Source organism: Exiguobacterium profundum (assembly GCF_001909285.1).
GTDB classification, from domain to species: Bacteria; Bacillota; Bacilli; order Exiguobacteriales; family Exiguobacteriaceae; genus Exiguobacterium; species Exiguobacterium profundum.
In genome coordinates this window covers 166306-181611 of the sequence record NZ_MRSV01000001.1, presented here as the reverse complement: position 1 = coordinate 181611, position 15306 = coordinate 166306, and the positions used below count along the sequence as shown (strand labels likewise).

Annotated in this window: 16 protein-coding genes, 1 pseudogene and 1 other annotated feature; of the genes and pseudogenes, 10 read left to right on the top strand and 7 right to left on the bottom strand. The window is 47.8% G+C overall.

Features of this window, described 5'->3' with window-relative positions; genetic code table 11:
* Nucleotide 1: 1 nt before the first annotated feature.
* Entirely contained in the window at nt 2-886 is an 885-nt protein-coding gene (locus tag BBB58_RS01045) for a diacylglycerol/lipid kinase family protein (protein WP_074034946.1), read from the bottom strand.
* A 134-nt stretch (nt 887-1020) separates the two neighbouring features.
* Nucleotides 1021-1395 carry a hypothetical protein gene (locus BBB58_RS01040; RefSeq protein WP_015880488.1) on the bottom strand — a complete coding sequence of 125 codons (375 nt, stop codon included), beginning with the start codon at nt 1393-1395 and terminating at the stop codon, nt 1021-1023.
* Nucleotides 1396-1554: 159 nt separating this feature from the next.
* On the opposite strand from BBB58_RS01040, the gene BBB58_RS01035 reads away from it, so the two are divergent.
* From BBB58_RS01035 to BBB58_RS01020, 4 genes are all read left to right on the top strand, one after another.
* The gene (locus BBB58_RS01035; RefSeq protein ID WP_047795835.1) at nt 1555-1986 is read left to right on the top strand and encodes a MarR family winged helix-turn-helix transcriptional regulator; all 432 of its coding nucleotides are present in this window, start codon (nt 1555-1557) and stop codon (nt 1984-1986) included.
* Between the two features lie 119 nt (nt 1987-2105).
* Nucleotides 2106-2741 (top strand): FMN-dependent NADH-azoreductase, encoded by a 636-nt coding sequence (locus tag BBB58_RS01030; protein ID WP_074034944.1) that lies wholly within the window; start codon nt 2106-2108, stop codon nt 2739-2741.
* An 80-nt stretch (nt 2742-2821) separates the two neighbouring features.
* Nucleotides 2822-3499 carry a uracil-DNA glycosylase gene (locus BBB58_RS01025; RefSeq protein WP_074034942.1) on the top strand — a complete coding sequence of 226 codons (678 nt, stop codon included), beginning with the start codon at nt 2822-2824 and terminating at the stop codon, nt 3497-3499.
* Nucleotides 3500-3642: 143 nt separating this feature from the next.
* Nucleotides 3643-3836: a binding site (T-box leader), on the top strand.
* A gap of 45 nt (nt 3837-3881) precedes the next feature.
* The gene (locus tag BBB58_RS01020) at nt 3882-5441 is read left to right on the top strand and encodes an aromatic amino acid hydroxylase (protein ID WP_074034940.1); all 1560 of its coding nucleotides are present in this window, start codon (nt 3882-3884) and stop codon (nt 5439-5441) included.
* A gap of 49 nt (nt 5442-5490) precedes the next feature.
* On the opposite strand, the gene BBB58_RS01015 is transcribed toward BBB58_RS01020, so the two are convergent.
* Both BBB58_RS01015 and BBB58_RS01010 read right to left on the bottom strand, forming a co-directional pair.
* Nucleotides 5491-6489 (bottom strand): alpha/beta hydrolase, encoded by a 999-nt coding sequence (locus tag BBB58_RS01015; protein WP_074034938.1) that lies wholly within the window; start codon nt 6487-6489, stop codon nt 5491-5493.
* Between the two features lie 30 nt (nt 6490-6519).
* Nucleotides 6520-7341 (bottom strand): Cof-type HAD-IIB family hydrolase, encoded by an 822-nt coding sequence (locus BBB58_RS01010; protein WP_074034936.1) that lies wholly within the window; start codon nt 7339-7341, stop codon nt 6520-6522.
* A gap of 129 nt (nt 7342-7470) precedes the next feature.
* Between BBB58_RS01010 and BBB58_RS01005 the strand changes: the two genes are divergently transcribed.
* The 4 genes from BBB58_RS01005 (at nt 7471) to BBB58_RS00990 (ending at nt 11390) form a co-directional block, all read left to right on the top strand.
* Nucleotides 7471-8163, top strand: coding sequence for a response regulator transcription factor (locus BBB58_RS01005; RefSeq protein WP_015880495.1), 693 nt, complete (start codon nt 7471-7473; stop codon nt 8161-8163).
* The gene (locus BBB58_RS01000) at nt 8160-9539 is read left to right on the top strand and encodes a sensor histidine kinase (RefSeq protein WP_074034934.1); all 1380 of its coding nucleotides are present in this window, start codon (nt 8160-8162) and stop codon (nt 9537-9539) included. Before BBB58_RS01005 ends, BBB58_RS01000 begins: the two co-directional genes overlap by 4 nt.
* Nucleotides 9540-9603: 64 nt before the next feature.
* Entirely contained in the window at nt 9604-9969 is a 366-nt protein-coding gene (locus BBB58_RS00995; protein WP_074034933.1) for a DUF1499 domain-containing protein, read from the top strand.
* A complete protein-coding gene (locus BBB58_RS00990; RefSeq protein WP_074034932.1) occupies nt 9966-11390 on the top strand; it encodes a dihydrolipoyl dehydrogenase family protein in 1425 nt (474 codons plus the stop codon). Before BBB58_RS00995 ends, BBB58_RS00990 begins: the two co-directional genes overlap by 4 nt.
* Before the next feature lie 33 nt (nt 11391-11423).
* Here BBB58_RS00990 and BBB58_RS00985 read toward each other — a convergent pair whose 3' ends face one another.
* The 3 genes from BBB58_RS00985 to BBB58_RS00975 form a co-directional block, all read right to left on the bottom strand.
* The gene (locus BBB58_RS00985; RefSeq protein WP_074034931.1) at nt 11424-12203 is read right to left on the bottom strand and encodes a flagellar motor protein MotB; all 780 of its coding nucleotides are present in this window, start codon (nt 12201-12203) and stop codon (nt 11424-11426) included.
* Nucleotides 12181-12963 (bottom strand): flagellar motor stator protein MotA, encoded by a 783-nt coding sequence (motA, locus tag BBB58_RS00980; protein ID WP_074034930.1) that lies wholly within the window; start codon nt 12961-12963, stop codon nt 12181-12183. Before motA ends, BBB58_RS00985 begins: the two co-directional genes overlap by 23 nt.
* 86 nt (nt 12964-13049) lie before the next feature.
* Nucleotides 13050-13241, bottom strand: coding sequence for a hypothetical protein (locus BBB58_RS00975; RefSeq protein ID WP_224862903.1), 192 nt, complete (start codon nt 13239-13241; stop codon nt 13050-13052).
* 200 nt (nt 13242-13441) lie between these two features.
* Here BBB58_RS00975 and BBB58_RS00970 point away from each other — a divergent pair.
* Nucleotides 13442-14821: pseudogene (locus BBB58_RS00970) on the top strand (TrkH family potassium uptake protein).
* Between the two features lie 153 nt (nt 14822-14974).
* Nucleotides 14975-15259: a hypothetical protein gene (locus BBB58_RS00965; RefSeq protein WP_074034928.1), complete on the top strand. Its 285-nt coding sequence runs from the start codon at nt 14975-14977 to the stop codon at nt 15257-15259.
* Nucleotides 15260-15306: the final 47 nt, after the last annotated feature.

The following is a 15306-nucleotide window of genomic DNA, read 5'->3' as shown; positions in this document are numbered from 1 at the left end:
CTTATACCGGCTTTAATACGTTTAAGTGGCTCGGCAATACTTCAAAGGTGAGCGGTAGCTTGCCGCCTGTGTCCCCGTCAGCATTTACAGGAAGCGCATCAGGCGAGGTCACGTTCACCCGTGACGTACAAAATGAGGTGACGCTATCCGTTTCCTTCAACTTTCCTGTAAAGAGGGCGGGTGTTAATTGAAGTGCGTCCTTTAACCCGAGCTCTTCAAAGATATAGACGTGAAGAAGACCATCATTAAGTCGCGCGTCCGGTTCGAAGTTTTCAAATCCTCCGACCGAGTTCGTCAAGGCGATGACGACGAGATAAGCCTCGCCATCAAACTCCCCGTCTTTACTGTCAAGCGCCAACTCATAAGGACTATGTTCACGAAACGCTTTTACACCCTCAATCAAGTAAGCGAACGGTCCCCATTTCGTCTTCTCTTCCACACTTACTTCGTCGACAGCTTCGGCAATGAGCCCGATGGCGATGACGTTCATGAAATAACCGTTCTCATACTTTCCGATATCCATCGGTGTCGGTTCAGCGTCGCGGAGAGCCTCGATTGCTTGTTTAGGGTCACTTGGGACACCGAGTGCACGGGCGAGGTCGTTGACCGTCCCAAGTGGAATGATGCCGAAGTCAGGTCGATGAGTAGCCTCGGCTAGACCGGTCACCGCTTCGTTCAAGGTTCCGTCCCCACCCATCGCAATCACGGCCTGATAGTGCTTTTCTGCCGCTTCACGTGCGAAGTTCGTCGCATCCTGTTCCTTTTCAGTGAAGCGGACATCGACGTGTCCATATCGTTCGCGCAACACCTCTTCGGCATGTGTTGCGTGTTGTTCCCCCAACTCTTTCCCTGAGGATGGATTGACGATTAACATGACTGTGTCCATTCCAACATGTCTCCTTTTCAACTCGAATACTGTCCTTTATTCCCGTCAAAGAAAGCAGATACTCCTAAAAAATCCCCATGTCGATTAGCTATCTCGCTCTAATCTTCAAGGGGATGCGTTGGGCATTCGATTGTTTAATAATGACGGAATGCGGACATATCTAAATGACTTGCTTCCGACTCGTCCACGGCAAGTTCGATGCGCAAATGTTCATTGAACGGGGAGACGAGAGCCCCCATACAGGCGACCGGTTCATGATCGGGGACCGGTGATTTACGTTTCGTTTTGACGAATAAATAGTCCGATCGTTTCAACGTCAATAAGAAACGTTCCACGGCATGCGGTTCACGGGTCACGTTTGGCCAAGGTAAATGATTGAATAATAAAAAGACCGCGCCTTCTTTTTCGAGCGCATAGTCCGGTGCGATGCCTTCCCGATTCAACAAATCGATGACAGCATGCAAAAACTCCCGTTTAATCGTCAATGAAATTTCGTAATACTCACGCATACGGTCCACCCTTTCTTAAAATCACAATACTACCATTCTAAACGTTTCCGACATGGGCGACAATGAAGAAGTTCCTTGACGAAGTATTTTTCTCGGCTTTTACTGCATAAGTCCTGCTATACTAGTGATATATGATGAACGAATTGAGGTGAAACCGACATGATTGAATCCCTTGAATTGAAGGCGTGGGTCGTTCTTGCGCGTACGATGGATGCCATCAGTGATCGTGTGAAAGAAGATTTACGACGCCACCAGTTAAATTCAACAGAGTTCGGTGTTTTATCCGTACTGTATAAACGAGGAGACACCCCGTTGCAACAAATTGGGGATCAGATTTTGATTACGAGCGGTAGCGTGACATATGTGATCGATAAGTTGGAGAAGCGAGGGCTGATTGAACGAATCGCCTGCCCGTCTGACCGACGTGTCACATATGCTTCATTGACAGACGATGGAAAGGCGCTCATGGACGTCGTCTATCCGCAACATATTGAAATCTTCAAAGATATATATGGACCGTTAAGTGATGAAGAGACGGAACAATTGATTTCGTTATTGAAACGAGTCGGTTATAACGCAGCGGGCAAATAAAGCCCGTTGCTTTTTTATTCAATATTTTGAAATTAAAATAATTGACGATGAGATATACAGATGATATAGTTCTAACTGTTATTGAAAAATTAGAGATTACACAAATGGAGGATTACACGATGACTAAAGTATTATATGTATCGGCTAACCCGAAACCAACTGAACTTTCATACAGCAAACAAGTGGCAGAAACATTCGTTTCGACACTCCAAGCAGAAAATCCATCAATCGAAGTGGAAGCAATCGAACTCTACGATGTTGATGTTCAAGAAATCGACGGAGATGTGCTCAGTGCATGGGGCAAATTCGCTTCAGGCGAAGCGCTCACTGATGTAGAAGAAAAAAAGGTAGGCACAATGAGCGGCATGCTTGAGAAATTCATGGAAGCGGACCTTTACGTGTTCGCGACTCCAATGTGGAACTTCTTCTTCCCAGCACGTATGAAAATGTTCCTCGATAGCGTGCTCATGGCAGGTAAAACGTTCCGTTACACGGAGCAAGGTCCTGTCGGCTTGCTTGAAAACAAACAAGCGATCCACATCCAAGGGACAGGCGGAATCTACACAGGAACTGACCTTAACTTCGCAGACGCATACCTTCGCCAAGCGCTCGCGTTCGTCGGTGTATCTGAAGTGACGACGGTAGCGGTCGAAGGGATGAACCAATACCCAGATAAAATCGAAGAGATCGTTGCAGACGCGAAAGCGAAAGCTGAAGCACTTGCGAAAGAAGTTGCAGGCGCAGTAACGGTATAACCTAGAGAGACGAGTCGATTGACTCGTCTTTTTGTATGCATTTATTTTGGGTATGATACAAAGGGAAAGGGGAGTATGCAATGGCAGATCAGTTATCGAGTCGACTACTTGGAGATTGGACGGATATTGTCCAAGAAGAGATGAAACGACCTTATTTTCAACAGTTGAAGCAATTCGTCGACCAAGCTTATGAAGAAACGATCGTTTACCCGGCCCGAGAAGATATTTGGAACGCATTTATTCATACAAAATTTAGTGAAGTGAAGTGCGTCATTTTAGGGCAAGATCCGTACCACGGACCGAATCAAGCGCATGGACTCAGTTTTTCGGTGCAGGATGGGGTTCGTTTCCCACCGTCTCTACGAAACATCTTTCAAGAACTAAAAGATGACGTTGGATGTGATCTCCCGAAGAGTGGCAATCTCGAGAAATGGGCGAAACAAGGCGTCCTTCTCTTAAATACGGCACTGACGGTTGAAGCGGGAAAGGCGGGCTCTCACCGTGGAAAAGGATGGGAACAGTTCACTGATTCCATCATTGAGCGGCTCGGGAGTCGTGAGGAACCGATTGTATTCATCTTGTGGGGAAATGATGCGAAGAAGAAAATGAAATGGATTGGAGACCAACATAAAGTGCTCACGTCGGTACATCCAAGTCCTTTGTCATCCCATCGTGGATTCTTCGGTTCTAAGCCATTCTCCAAAGTAAACGATACATTGAAGGAGTGGGGAAAATCTCCGATTGAGTGGTGTCTCTGACAGTTTGCGAAAATTCGCAGGCTGTTTTTTGTTGACGCTTTTGTTTAGCTTTGGTACAGTAACTAACAAGACGTCACTTTAGTGCTTAAAAGCATATATGCATAACAGCATAACTGTAGAAAAGATAAAGAATTGGATATGTAAGAAAAGCGAAGAAAGAACCGAAGTAGAGACATCTTCCCTGGCCCAGAGAGCGTGTGGTGCTGCGAACACGCCCAAAAGATGAATCGAATTACAGTTCCTGAGCTCTCATCATTGAGCGGTCCCCCGTTATCGGATCAAGCGGCTAGAATCTTTCTAGCAACCAGGGTGGTACCGCGGCTTTGTCGTCCCTATCGATTCAATCGATAGGGATTTTTTTGATTTTAAATGAGGACTTCACATGTTGACACAATCGATTCCAAAACACCTAGCCCCACATATTTCACCGCAGTTCTACAATGAATACACACCAACAGATCATGCCGTTTGGCGTTTCGTGTTGCGGTTGAACTTGCACACGTTAGAAGGGAAGGCGCATCCGTTTTACATCGAAGGATTGAAACGGACGGGAATGGGACCGGATCGATTGCCGAACGTCGAACAGATGACGGATGAGATGCAGGCGGCAGGATGGTCGACGGTCGCAGTGGATGGGCTCATCCCCGGCGTTGCCTTTTTTGACTTCCAATTAAACGGGATGCTCCCGGTCGCGACAGACATTCGGAAAGTCGAGAATATTTTATACAGTCCAGCCCCTGATATCATTCACGAGGCGGCGGGACATGCGCCAATGTTGATGGACCCGACGTTTTCGGCAATCGTCAAACGCTTCGGTCAATTAGGGGCCAAGGCGTTTATGAACCGAGAAGAACATGCCTCGTTCGCCGCATTGAAACGCTTGACGATTGTGAAGGAGAATGCGAATTCGACCGAACAGGATATCGAGGCGGCGGAGAAAGCCGTACATGAGGCGAAAGCGCAAGTGACTGGCTTTTCTGAAGCACAACAGGTCGCGCGTATCTTTTGGTGGACCGTTGAATTCGGATTGATTGGTGACCTCGACAATCCGATGATTTACGGGGCAGGCCTCTTATCATCGGTAGGAGAGAGCCGTCACTGTCTGACAGATGCGGTCGTCAAACATCCATTCGACTTGGAGCACGCGCTACAGACGAAGCAAGACGTGACAAACATAAAAAAAGAGCTATTCGTTATTCCAAACTTTGAGACGCTCTCTTCTGTCTTAGATGAACTAGAGGGAAGAATGGCGATTCGAAAAGGTGGGATTGAATCTGTGGCGAAAGCGTTGGCGTCAGGAAGTCAATCGACGATTCGACTTGAAGATGGATCAGAACGTGTCGGCATCGTTCGTCACATGACGGAGTCGAAAGAACATACGCTCATTCAATGGGATGAATGTTCAATTGTACAACATGGACAGCTCACGCAAAAAGAGCGACACGGGCTACTGATCGCTCATGACACAGAGTCCGCGCTCGATCGCGATGACCTCTTTGAGGACGGGACGAGCATTCGGCAAGCATGTGCATCCGGTGCACTCGAAGACGTGACGGTTCACCTAGAAGGACGGACGATCTCACTCGACTCGCTAGAAGTACGCGTCGATTCGCTTCCATCAGTTTTCCCAGGAACAACGGTAGACGAGCTGATGATGATTGAAAAACCGGTGATCATCGAACGGGATGAACGTGTATGGACGAACGATGATCCGATGTTCAACCGCATCCATCTCATGCGTGAGCGGGGAGAATCAATCGATGGTCTCATCCCAGAGATTTTAACGAACCACCCTGACGCCTGGTTATTACACATCGAGTGCCTGGAGTTGGTGAAGGATGAAGGACTGAAACAGACATTGATTGAACGTCTTGAAGCATTGCGTCAAACTTCCCCATCCCGAAATGAATTGATTGGTCGCGCGTTCGAACTATTGCGCTAACGAAAAGAGGCGACGTTTTCCACTGTAGGAGAACGTCGCCTCTTTTGCATTATACAGATTGATTTGTCGTTTCACGTAAGAACGTAATCAAACGACGATACGTGGAATTAGCCGCTGGGCGGTCCATTTCGAAGTAATAGTTATGGCCAAGCTCGTGCTCGTTCCGATCATAAAAGACAGTCGTGACATCCGTACGTCCTGAAAGAATCGTTGCAAATTCCTTGGCCTGCTCCTCAAAGGAATGATCATTCCCGTCCGCGATAAACGTTGGGACGAATGTGGCCGGTACATTGACGAGTGGCGACGCTTCAGCAACGACCGGGAGAGTCTCCCAATTGTATGTGCCGAAGTATGCCCATCCGATTCGTTTGAACAAGAAGCGGTTCACTGACTTCGATGATTCGAGCCATGTGCGCTTCAAGTCGAGCGGTGCAGACAAGAGGATGGCACCGAGGATTGAGGATTTTGGTACGACTTGTCCCACTTCAGCAGAAGGCGAATAGTCGTCATTCAACTGGATCCCGACAAACTGTGCAGCGAGCTGTCCACCATTCGAATCACCTGCAAAGAAGACGCGGTCTAAATCGAGACGGAAGCGGTCATTGTTCTCAGCGATGAACGAGTACGCTTCTTCGATTTGTTTGAGCGGGGTCGGGTACATCACGTCAGGTGCGAGTGCGTAATTGATACTGACGACGTTGTAGCCGTTACTCGCAATTGAAGTGGCGTATTTTAACACATCCGATTTATCCCCACCGACGAATGATCCGCCATATACCCAAAAAATGGTAGGGACCGTGCGGCTATTTCCTTCATAACGGATCAAATCAAAGGTTCCATTGTCATAAGAAGACAAGTAGTCGATGTCTTTTCGGACAGACGTCTTTTGAACGACTTCCTCGAATCCCTTCATCTCCACTTCGTTTCCCCCCGCAAACGAAGTTTTGATTAAACGTGTGGCTGGTTTCGGTGAGAGGAACACATAAGCCGCTCCTGCGACCGCAGTTCCAATCAATCCGACTCCAGCTCGTTTCAACCCTTTATTCATCTTCCTTCCTCCCTTTCTACAATCAGAAGCTTATTGCGTAACGAGTACGTCCGCCATGTACGTTTCGATGACATGAGCGATTCCGTCTTCGTTGTTTGATTTTGTTATGAAGTCCGCTTTTCCTTTGACCGTCGTGTTAGCATTTCCCATCGCGACGCCGAGGCCGGCCCATTCAATCATCGTCAAATCATTGTTTCCGTCACCGCAAGCGATGACTTCTTTTTGTGCGATGCCGAGTTGATCTGCAAGGAAGGCGAGACTCGTTCCTTTTGTGACACCGGCTTCAGTAAACTCAAGGAAGAACGGTTTTGAACGGGCTACAGCCAATTTCCCGGCCAATTCTGTTTGTAGCTTCGTTTCGATTGGAGCGAGTGTGTCGCCATCCGCAAGCATCAAACATTTGACGACCGGAGCTGTCACGGCATCTTTAAAGTTGTCGACATGAATGACCGGCATTCCCGTCAATTCACCTTCGATATCCGTATAAGGGTTCGGGCGATCGGTTACGATTTCGTTACCGACGTACGTATGAATCGCGATTCCTTCCCGTTCACTGATATCATGGAGATGGGCGACTGTATCCGGCTGGAGCGTGCTCGAGAAAATCTCCTCGTTTGTCGCACAATTGATGACCGAGGCACCGTTGAACGATAAGATGTAGCTTCCGTATTTCGCAAGTTCTAATTCACGGGCTGCTTCCCACATCGCAAACGTTGGTCGTCCGCTCGCGAGAACGACTTTATAGCCGCGCGCCTGTGCATCGAGAAGTGCTTCTTTTGTCTTAGGGGAAATCGTATGGTCGCTCGTGAGGAGCGTATCATCCATATCCAATACAATCATCTTGTAACTCATAGTAGTAGGGGGTCCTCCTTCAGAATCTAATGACTCCATCCTAAACCTTTTTAAGGTCAATTGACAACCTTGTCACAAAAACGTAACTATAATGTAGAGAAGTGAACTCTAGAAGAGGTGGAAATCGATATGAATCGAATTTTAGTAGCTGAGGATGAACATGCGATTCGCAGCTTCATTATTGTCAATTTAAAACGAGCCGGATTCGACGTCTTTGAGGCGACGAACGGTCGAGAAGCGGTCACCGCATTTGACCGTGAACCGTTCGATGTCGTCTTATTGGATGTCATGATGCCGGAAATGGACGGATTCGAAGCATGTGCTGCCATTCGTGATCTTGACGAAAATGTAGGGATCATCATGTTGACGGCACGGACGCTCGAAGAAGATAAAATTGAAGGGCTTGGTAAAGGTGCAGACGACTACATCGCCAAACCGTTCAGTCCAGGTGAATTAGTGGCGCGCATCCAAGCGTTGTTGCGCCGTGTCGAAAAAGTGAAACGAAAAGATTCGAAACGCTTGAAGTCGGGACCGTTCGCAATCGACCTCGCCGCAAAACAAGTGACGAAGTATGGACAGTCGATCGATTTGACGCCGACCGAGTATGACTTGATCTGTCATCTCGTCCAAAACGAAGAGATCGTCTTGTCACGTGATGCGCTACTCGATGCTGTATGGGGCGTCAACTATTTCGGTGACCGAAAGACAGTCGACGTCAACATTCGTCGCTTGCGTCAAAAAATTGAAGATGACCCGAGTCATCCGGTCTACATCGAGACGTTGTGGGGTCACGGATATAAATGGCGGAGACATGAGGCATGAAACAACAGTTAGTCATTCGCATGATGATTGTCGTGACGATCGTCTTGCTCTTGCTCGTCAGCATTTTGTCTTACGGGACGTATCGCTACTATTACGAGTATGAGTCGGAAGCGTTACTAGGTCATGCGACAACGAGTGCATATCTATACCCTCAAGCCCAAGTTGGGTTTGAAACGCCGAGCGCCTTTTCAGTCCTCGTCCGAACATTCGGATATCCTGGAACTGATTTGACGATTGTCGACCGGAGCGGTTCGATTGTCAAAACGACGGGACAACGAACAAGGCAGGCCTCTTTCTCTCAAGAACAGTTACAGCAACTGTCGCAAGGAGAGTCCGTCGTGCAGGACTATGACGTCGGGGATGAACATTACTTATCGGTCACGAGTCCCATTATGACGAACGATACGTCCGAGTTTGCCATCAGTTTCACGCGACCGCTTGAAGACTTGGACACGCTCATTCGCGAAATTTGGATGACGGTCGTCATGATTGGCGTCTTGATCTGGTTGCTCGCCCTATACACCGTCATCCGGATTGCCGATCGCTTCGTCAGACCGATTCGTCACATCATCGAGGCGGCCGATGAGATGGCTCAGGGCGACTTCGATGTATCCGTTGAGTCAAATGAGAAACATGAGCTTGGAGCCTTGGCTCGAACGCTCACGTATTTAGGCGCGAAAGTCCAGCAGCATCAGTCGACACGTAACGAATTCCTCTCGAGTGTATCGCACGAACTCAGAACACCACTCACATCGATTAAGGGATGGACCGAGACGATTCGGGGTGGTGATGAGAAACTATCTGAAGAGACGGAGCTCGGTTTAAGCATCATCCATTCGGAGACAGAGCGCATGATCGGTCTCGTCGAACAGCTTCTCGACTATACAAAAATTGAGGAGAGTCGGTTGGTCTTGTATCGCCAAGAACTGGACCTGGTCTCTTTGTTACGTCAAGTGACTCTGCAATTAAAACAGTCACTTGAAGACAAAGGCATCACACTCATCGAACGCTATCCTCAAAAATCGGTCGGACTATTTGATGAGAATCGTTTGAAACAAGTGTTCTTAAATATCCTCGAGAACGCGATTCGTTTCTCGCCAGACGGAGGAACGTTGACCATCCGCTTCGTGCAATCGGAACGTGTTGCCTTCATCTCGATTATCGATGAAGGTCCCGGCATTTCACGAGAGCATTTGCAGCGCATCACCGAGATGTTCTATCAGGCTCATGTCACAGAAGGTAGTAGCGGGCTTGGACTTGCGATTTCAAAAGAGTTGATTGAAGCGCATGAAGGCAAACTCGTCATCGAGAGCGAGGTCGGACACGGAACGACGGTGACCGTTTTATTGCCACTCGACCCGAGTGAACTACATTAATAGGATTAAACCTCCCGAATTCAGGCTACATATAGATGTATGTAGACTGAGGGAGGTTTTTATAATGGCCAATCAATCTTTGAAGCCGTTAAAAGGAAGTCCGAATGCTGTGTCAACCCAAACTTCAATTGAAGAATTGCGGATGGACCCACTGCCGTATGCAGGCAGTCGCGGGCAATCAATTGAAGCCATTAAGATGGCGATGAATCAGTTGCCGCGGGCTGAACTGGCGAAGGAAACAGATGAAGGACTTCATTATGTAGTGACTTCTAAAGTGATGCGATTTAAAGATGATGTCGATTTTTTATTTGATGTCGCTACTCAACAAGTCGAGTTTCGATCTGCGTCGCGTGTCGGCTATTCAGACTTTGGCGTGAATCGAAAACGAATGGAAGATGTGAGCGAACGATACCGGAGGTTGATTCGATGAAGGACTATCAGTTGATTGTCATCGGTGGCGGTGCTGCCGGGATGACGGTGGCCGCAGGGGCTGCGAATTTAGGTGCAAAGGTCGCACTTGTTGAAAAGAACAAACATTTAGGTGGTGACTGTCTGCATGTCGGATGTGTGCCATCGAAAGCGTTGATTGCCGCTTCAAAAGAAGCGAATGCGATGATGCGCGCGGCCCGAGTTCTCGGAACCGAGTTCAATGGACAAGAGCATTATCAAATGTCAAAAGCGCGTGTCGACAAAGCACGTGCCATTATTCAAGACCATGACGGGACAGAACGTTTTGAAAAGATTGGCGTCGACGTCTATATCGGAGAAGCCTCGTTCCAGAGTCCGCACGAATTAAAAGTAGGGAACGAGTTATTGATCGGGAAAAAATTTGTCATCTCGACCGGATCGAAACCGACAGTCCCTCCGATTGATGGACTTGATCAAGTCCCATACTTAACGAACGAAACGGTCTTTGAAGAAGAGACGCTCCCGGAGAGCCTGATTGTCATCGGCGCCGGAACGGTCGGACTTGAATTGGCCCAGTCCTTTGTCCGACTCGGCTCACAAGTGACCGTGCTAGAGGCGCAGGATGATTTCCTACCTAAAGAAGACGAGGACGTCGCCACCTATTTAAGATCTCAACTCGAGATGGCGATGCGCCTAAAAATCGGTGTAAAGGTCAATCGAGTCGATGAAGTCGATGGCCGCATTCGTGTCACGACAGAGGTGAACGGCGAAACGGTCGAATATGAAGCGGATAAATTGCTCATGGCGACAGGTCGTGTTCCCCGAATCGATGCGCTCCGTCTCGACCGGGCGAACGTTCAGGTGACGAAAGGGTATATCGATGTCTCGTCGTCATATCGGACGTCACAATCTCATATCTTTGCGATTGGCGATACGATCAAGACGCTCCCATTCACACACGCCGCTGGAGAAGAAGGGAAGGCGGTTGTCGCGAACGCGCTCTTTGGATTATGGAACAAGGTCGACTATAGTAAGCTCCCGTGGATCACATTCACAGACCCTGAGGTGTTCCACGTCGGGATGACGGAGAGAGAAGCGCGCGAGCGTTACGGTGACGACATTGAGACGTATGAAGCGAAACTGTCCGAAGTGGACCGTTTCATTGCTGAACGCCAAGAAGCAGGCTTTGTCAAAGTGATTACGAAGAAAAATGAAAAAATCATCGGAGCTCATGCAGTCGGTGAATCGGCGGGGGATTGGATGCAAATTGTCGTTTATGCGATGCAACGTGGTGACAAAATCGGGAAGCTGTCTCGTATGATTTACCCGTATCCGTCGCGAAGTGAGGCCGTGAAGAAAGTGACAGACCTTTACTGGCGGAAACGATTGTTCGAAAGCCCACTCACCGAACTGGCGAGACGCTACTTTAAATTGATGCAATAACACAAATCACCCACTCGAACGAGTGGGTGATTGTTAGTTTGGTAAGGTGATGGTTTCAATCATCTTTGGTTCGCCCTCAGAAAGGTCGACGAGTGGTTTGATCAACACCTCGACACGTCGGTTTTTAGAGCGACCTTCTTCTGTATCGTTCGTCGCGATCGGTTTAAACTCACCGTAACTCGCGAGCGTGAATTGAGCCGGGTTCAAGGCATCATTTGCCAAAAGGCCACGCATGAAAGCGGTCGCACGTGCCGAACTGAGTTCCCAGTTTGACGGGAAACGTGCTGTATTGATTGGAATGTTATCCGTATGGCCGGAGACGACAATCTCTCGCTTGCCCGCCTTCTCTAAAATTTGACTGATGTTTTGTGCGACGTTACGAGCATCAGCATCGAGAGTCGCCTCTCCTAAGTTGAACAGGGCACGGTCTTGAATCGTCAAGACGAGACCACTTGAATTGATCGTCGCTTTGATTTGGCTTTCGAGACCGTTCTTTTTAATGTATTTGTTTACATCTTCTTTTAACTCGTCAAGTTGAGCCAATTCATACGTCCGTGGGTTGGCGGTCGTATTGGTTTTGTCTGTGCGACTGATGTCACTGTTTGAGGCAGTCGAAGCTTGAAAGACGCTGACGCCTCCAGAGAACACCTGGTTGAAAGACTGTGACATTTTCTCAAGCTTTGTCTGGTCGATGTTACTCGATGCGAATAGTACGATGAAAAGCGCGAGCAACAGTGTCAACAAGTCGGCGTAAGGAATCAGCCAGCCTTCGGGAATATGTTCTTCATGATCATGCTTCTTTTTGCGCTTCATTTTCAGCTCGCTCCTTTGGAGACAAATACACAGACAGTTTATCTTCTAGCGTTTTTGGAGATTCACTACTTTGAATCGATAAAATCCCTTCAATCATCATTTCCTTGATGATGACTTCACTCTTCGAATACTGCTTCAACTTGTTTGCAAACGGGAACCAAAGCACATATCCGGTAAAAATCCCGAAAAGTGTCGCGACGAAGGCCGCAGAAATGGCATGTCCGAGCTTTTCGATATCAGATAAGTCTTTCAAGGCAGCAATCAATCCGATAACGGCTCCGAGTACCCCAAGTGTCGGGGCATATGTCCCGGCTTGAGTGAAGATATCGGCGTTTGCTTTATGACGCTGTTCCATATTTTCGATGTCGCGTGACATGACTTCCGCAATATATTCGGAAGGTTGACCGTCGATGACCATCATCATGCCTTGGCGTAAAAATGGTTCTTCGACTTGTTCAAGTGCCGTTTCGAGGGAGAGGAGTCCCTCTTTTCGGGCTTGGGTCGACAAGTCGACGAATTGCGTGAGCAATCCGGACTTGCTTGGGAGTTCTTGTTTTTTGAACAAGATTTTAAACAGTTTTGGAACATTCTGAAGTTGTTCCTTCGATACAGCGATACTGACAGCCGCGGCTGTACCGACGAAAATGATAACCATTGCGGCAGGGTTGATCAGCGGCGCAACACCTGCTCCTTTTAATAGCATTCCACCGACGAGGGTGAGGAACCCGAGTATGAGTCCGACTAACGTAACGACATCCATGTCTTTGTTTTCCACCTTTCCGAAATAAATAAGAAAAAAAAAAGCGAGAGACGCCACTCGTCTCCCGCAACATGCGTTCCCGATGATTAAGCGCCGTTTTCATCAATCAGCATTTGAATGCTGATATTTCGTTCTTCACGCTCTATATCGGTTAATACGTCGTATTTTTTTAACAATGCGTACAATTGATTCACGACTTCTTGCTCGAGTGACCAATTGAGTAACTCTTCTAGCTGAAAATAAAGGTGAGCGGGCATACATTGTGACTGGCGCTCCAACCTTCGTGAGACATCCTCTATCGAATGATCTACCGTACTAGGGTCCACGGTTTCATTCAACCTCCTCAACATTCTTAAAGTCTATCTCCCATAATACCAAAAAATCGAAGAAAGCGTTAGAGATACATTTTCTTGTTGGCATTTATAAAAGCGAGGAGTAACATGGGGCTTAGAATAATAGAAGTGAAGGGGATGTCGTGATGCGACATAGATTGTCAGCGCGTGAGTTGCGCTTGAAACGAATCGAGGTGCTTTACCGAGTCGTATTTGAAAAACCTGCGCGTTTTATCGCGGGAGGATTTTTACTGGCGATTTTTATTGGAGCCACTCTTTTATATATGCCATTTGCGCAAGAAGAATCGGTTTCTTGGATTGATTGTTTGTTTATCGCAACGTCTGCCGGAACGGTCACTGGACTATCGACAGTCGACATCGGCTCCTCGTTTACCCTGTTTGGTGAATTGGTCATTGTCGCCCTCATCCAAATCGGGGGTCTTGGATTTATGACAATCGCCTTGATGTTGTTAAGTGTACTAGGGAAGAAAATCGGATTAAAACAACGAATTTTGTTACAAGAATCATTGAATTTAGCCGGACCGGGGGGGACAGTTCGTCTCGTTCGGAACATCGTCTTCACGACAGTCATCGTGCAGTTTATCGGGATGTTGTTTTTGACGTTCGAGTTGTTTAGTACAGAGAACTATTCTTTTGGAACAGCACTTTATTACGGTTTCTTCCATGCAGTGTCTGCCTTTAATAATGCGGGATTCGCATTATTTCCAGACAGTCTCATGTCATTTGAGCAGAACACAGCCATCATTGTGACCATCGCCCTCATGATTATGATTGGAGGTCTTGGATTCACGACGATTGCCGATGCCACGGAAGTGAGAGGCTGGAAACGTCTCGCCCTCCATTAAAAAATCATGATTTTGTCACTCTTGGTCATCAATGGTGTCGCTTGGTTCGTCCTCATGATGTTTGAATGGGTATCGAACGAAGGGGTATTGTATGGTCGCTCCCTCGGTGAGGCGTTACATGTGACGTTCTTCCAAGCCGTGACGACAAGGACGGCCGGCTTCAATTCCATTGATATCGCGACCATGGCTCCAGCCTCGATCGGTTTGATTTTGATTCTGATGTATATCGGGGCAGGAGCGGCTTCGACCGGGTCGGGGATCAAAGTGACGACGCTTGCCGTTATCTTTGCGGATATGTGGGCCTTCATCGCAGGTAAGAAAGAAACGGTCATCATGGAGCGCACGATTGATGCGTTTCAAATCAAAAAGGCATACGTCGTCGCCATCTCAAGTTTCTTGTTCATTATGATGATCACGACACTCGTCATTTTGTCGAACGGCCACATTCCGGCGACTGCCATTCTATTCGAGACGGTCTCGGCGTTTGGGACAGTAGGGTTATCGCTCGGCATCACAGCGGAATTGAATGATGCCGGGAAGGGGCTGATCATGTTCATGATGCTTCTCGGACGTGTCGGATCGTTGACCATTCTCTTTACCGTCGCACGTCAAGCCGACCGGAAGATTCGCTATCCGAAAGAGAAGATTTTGATTGGTTGAACATGTATTGTAGGCTGCATTCCTCATGAAGGAGTTGCAGCCTTTTTTGAGGTATCTTAGTCAAGAGCGACACAGATTTTTGATGGTCTTCATCGTATGCAATAATTGGTATATAATGGGTTAGGTAATGAATCGTTAAAGGAGGATTTGGACTTGTTATCTTGGCTCGGTATGACAAAAGGGGAGAAGGTAGGGCGCCCGTTCTTCGGGGATGTGTCGAAACGAGCGGTAACGCTTGTGTTACTCTCCTCGTTGATGTTGATGTATGGTGTGAAGTCGCTATTGGTTTACCTGATTCCAACTGCATACTTGGAGGATGCAATCGTTGCGGTTCTTCCTGGTATCGTAGGGCTCCTTGTGGCATTGGTCTATATCCTCGTCCTCGAGCGTCTGCTTCACGATCAAGCGGTGTCTCGTAACGACGCGGATGAGATATAAACAAGTGTACGATGATTCACGGCGTATACTTGTTCATTTAATTTCAA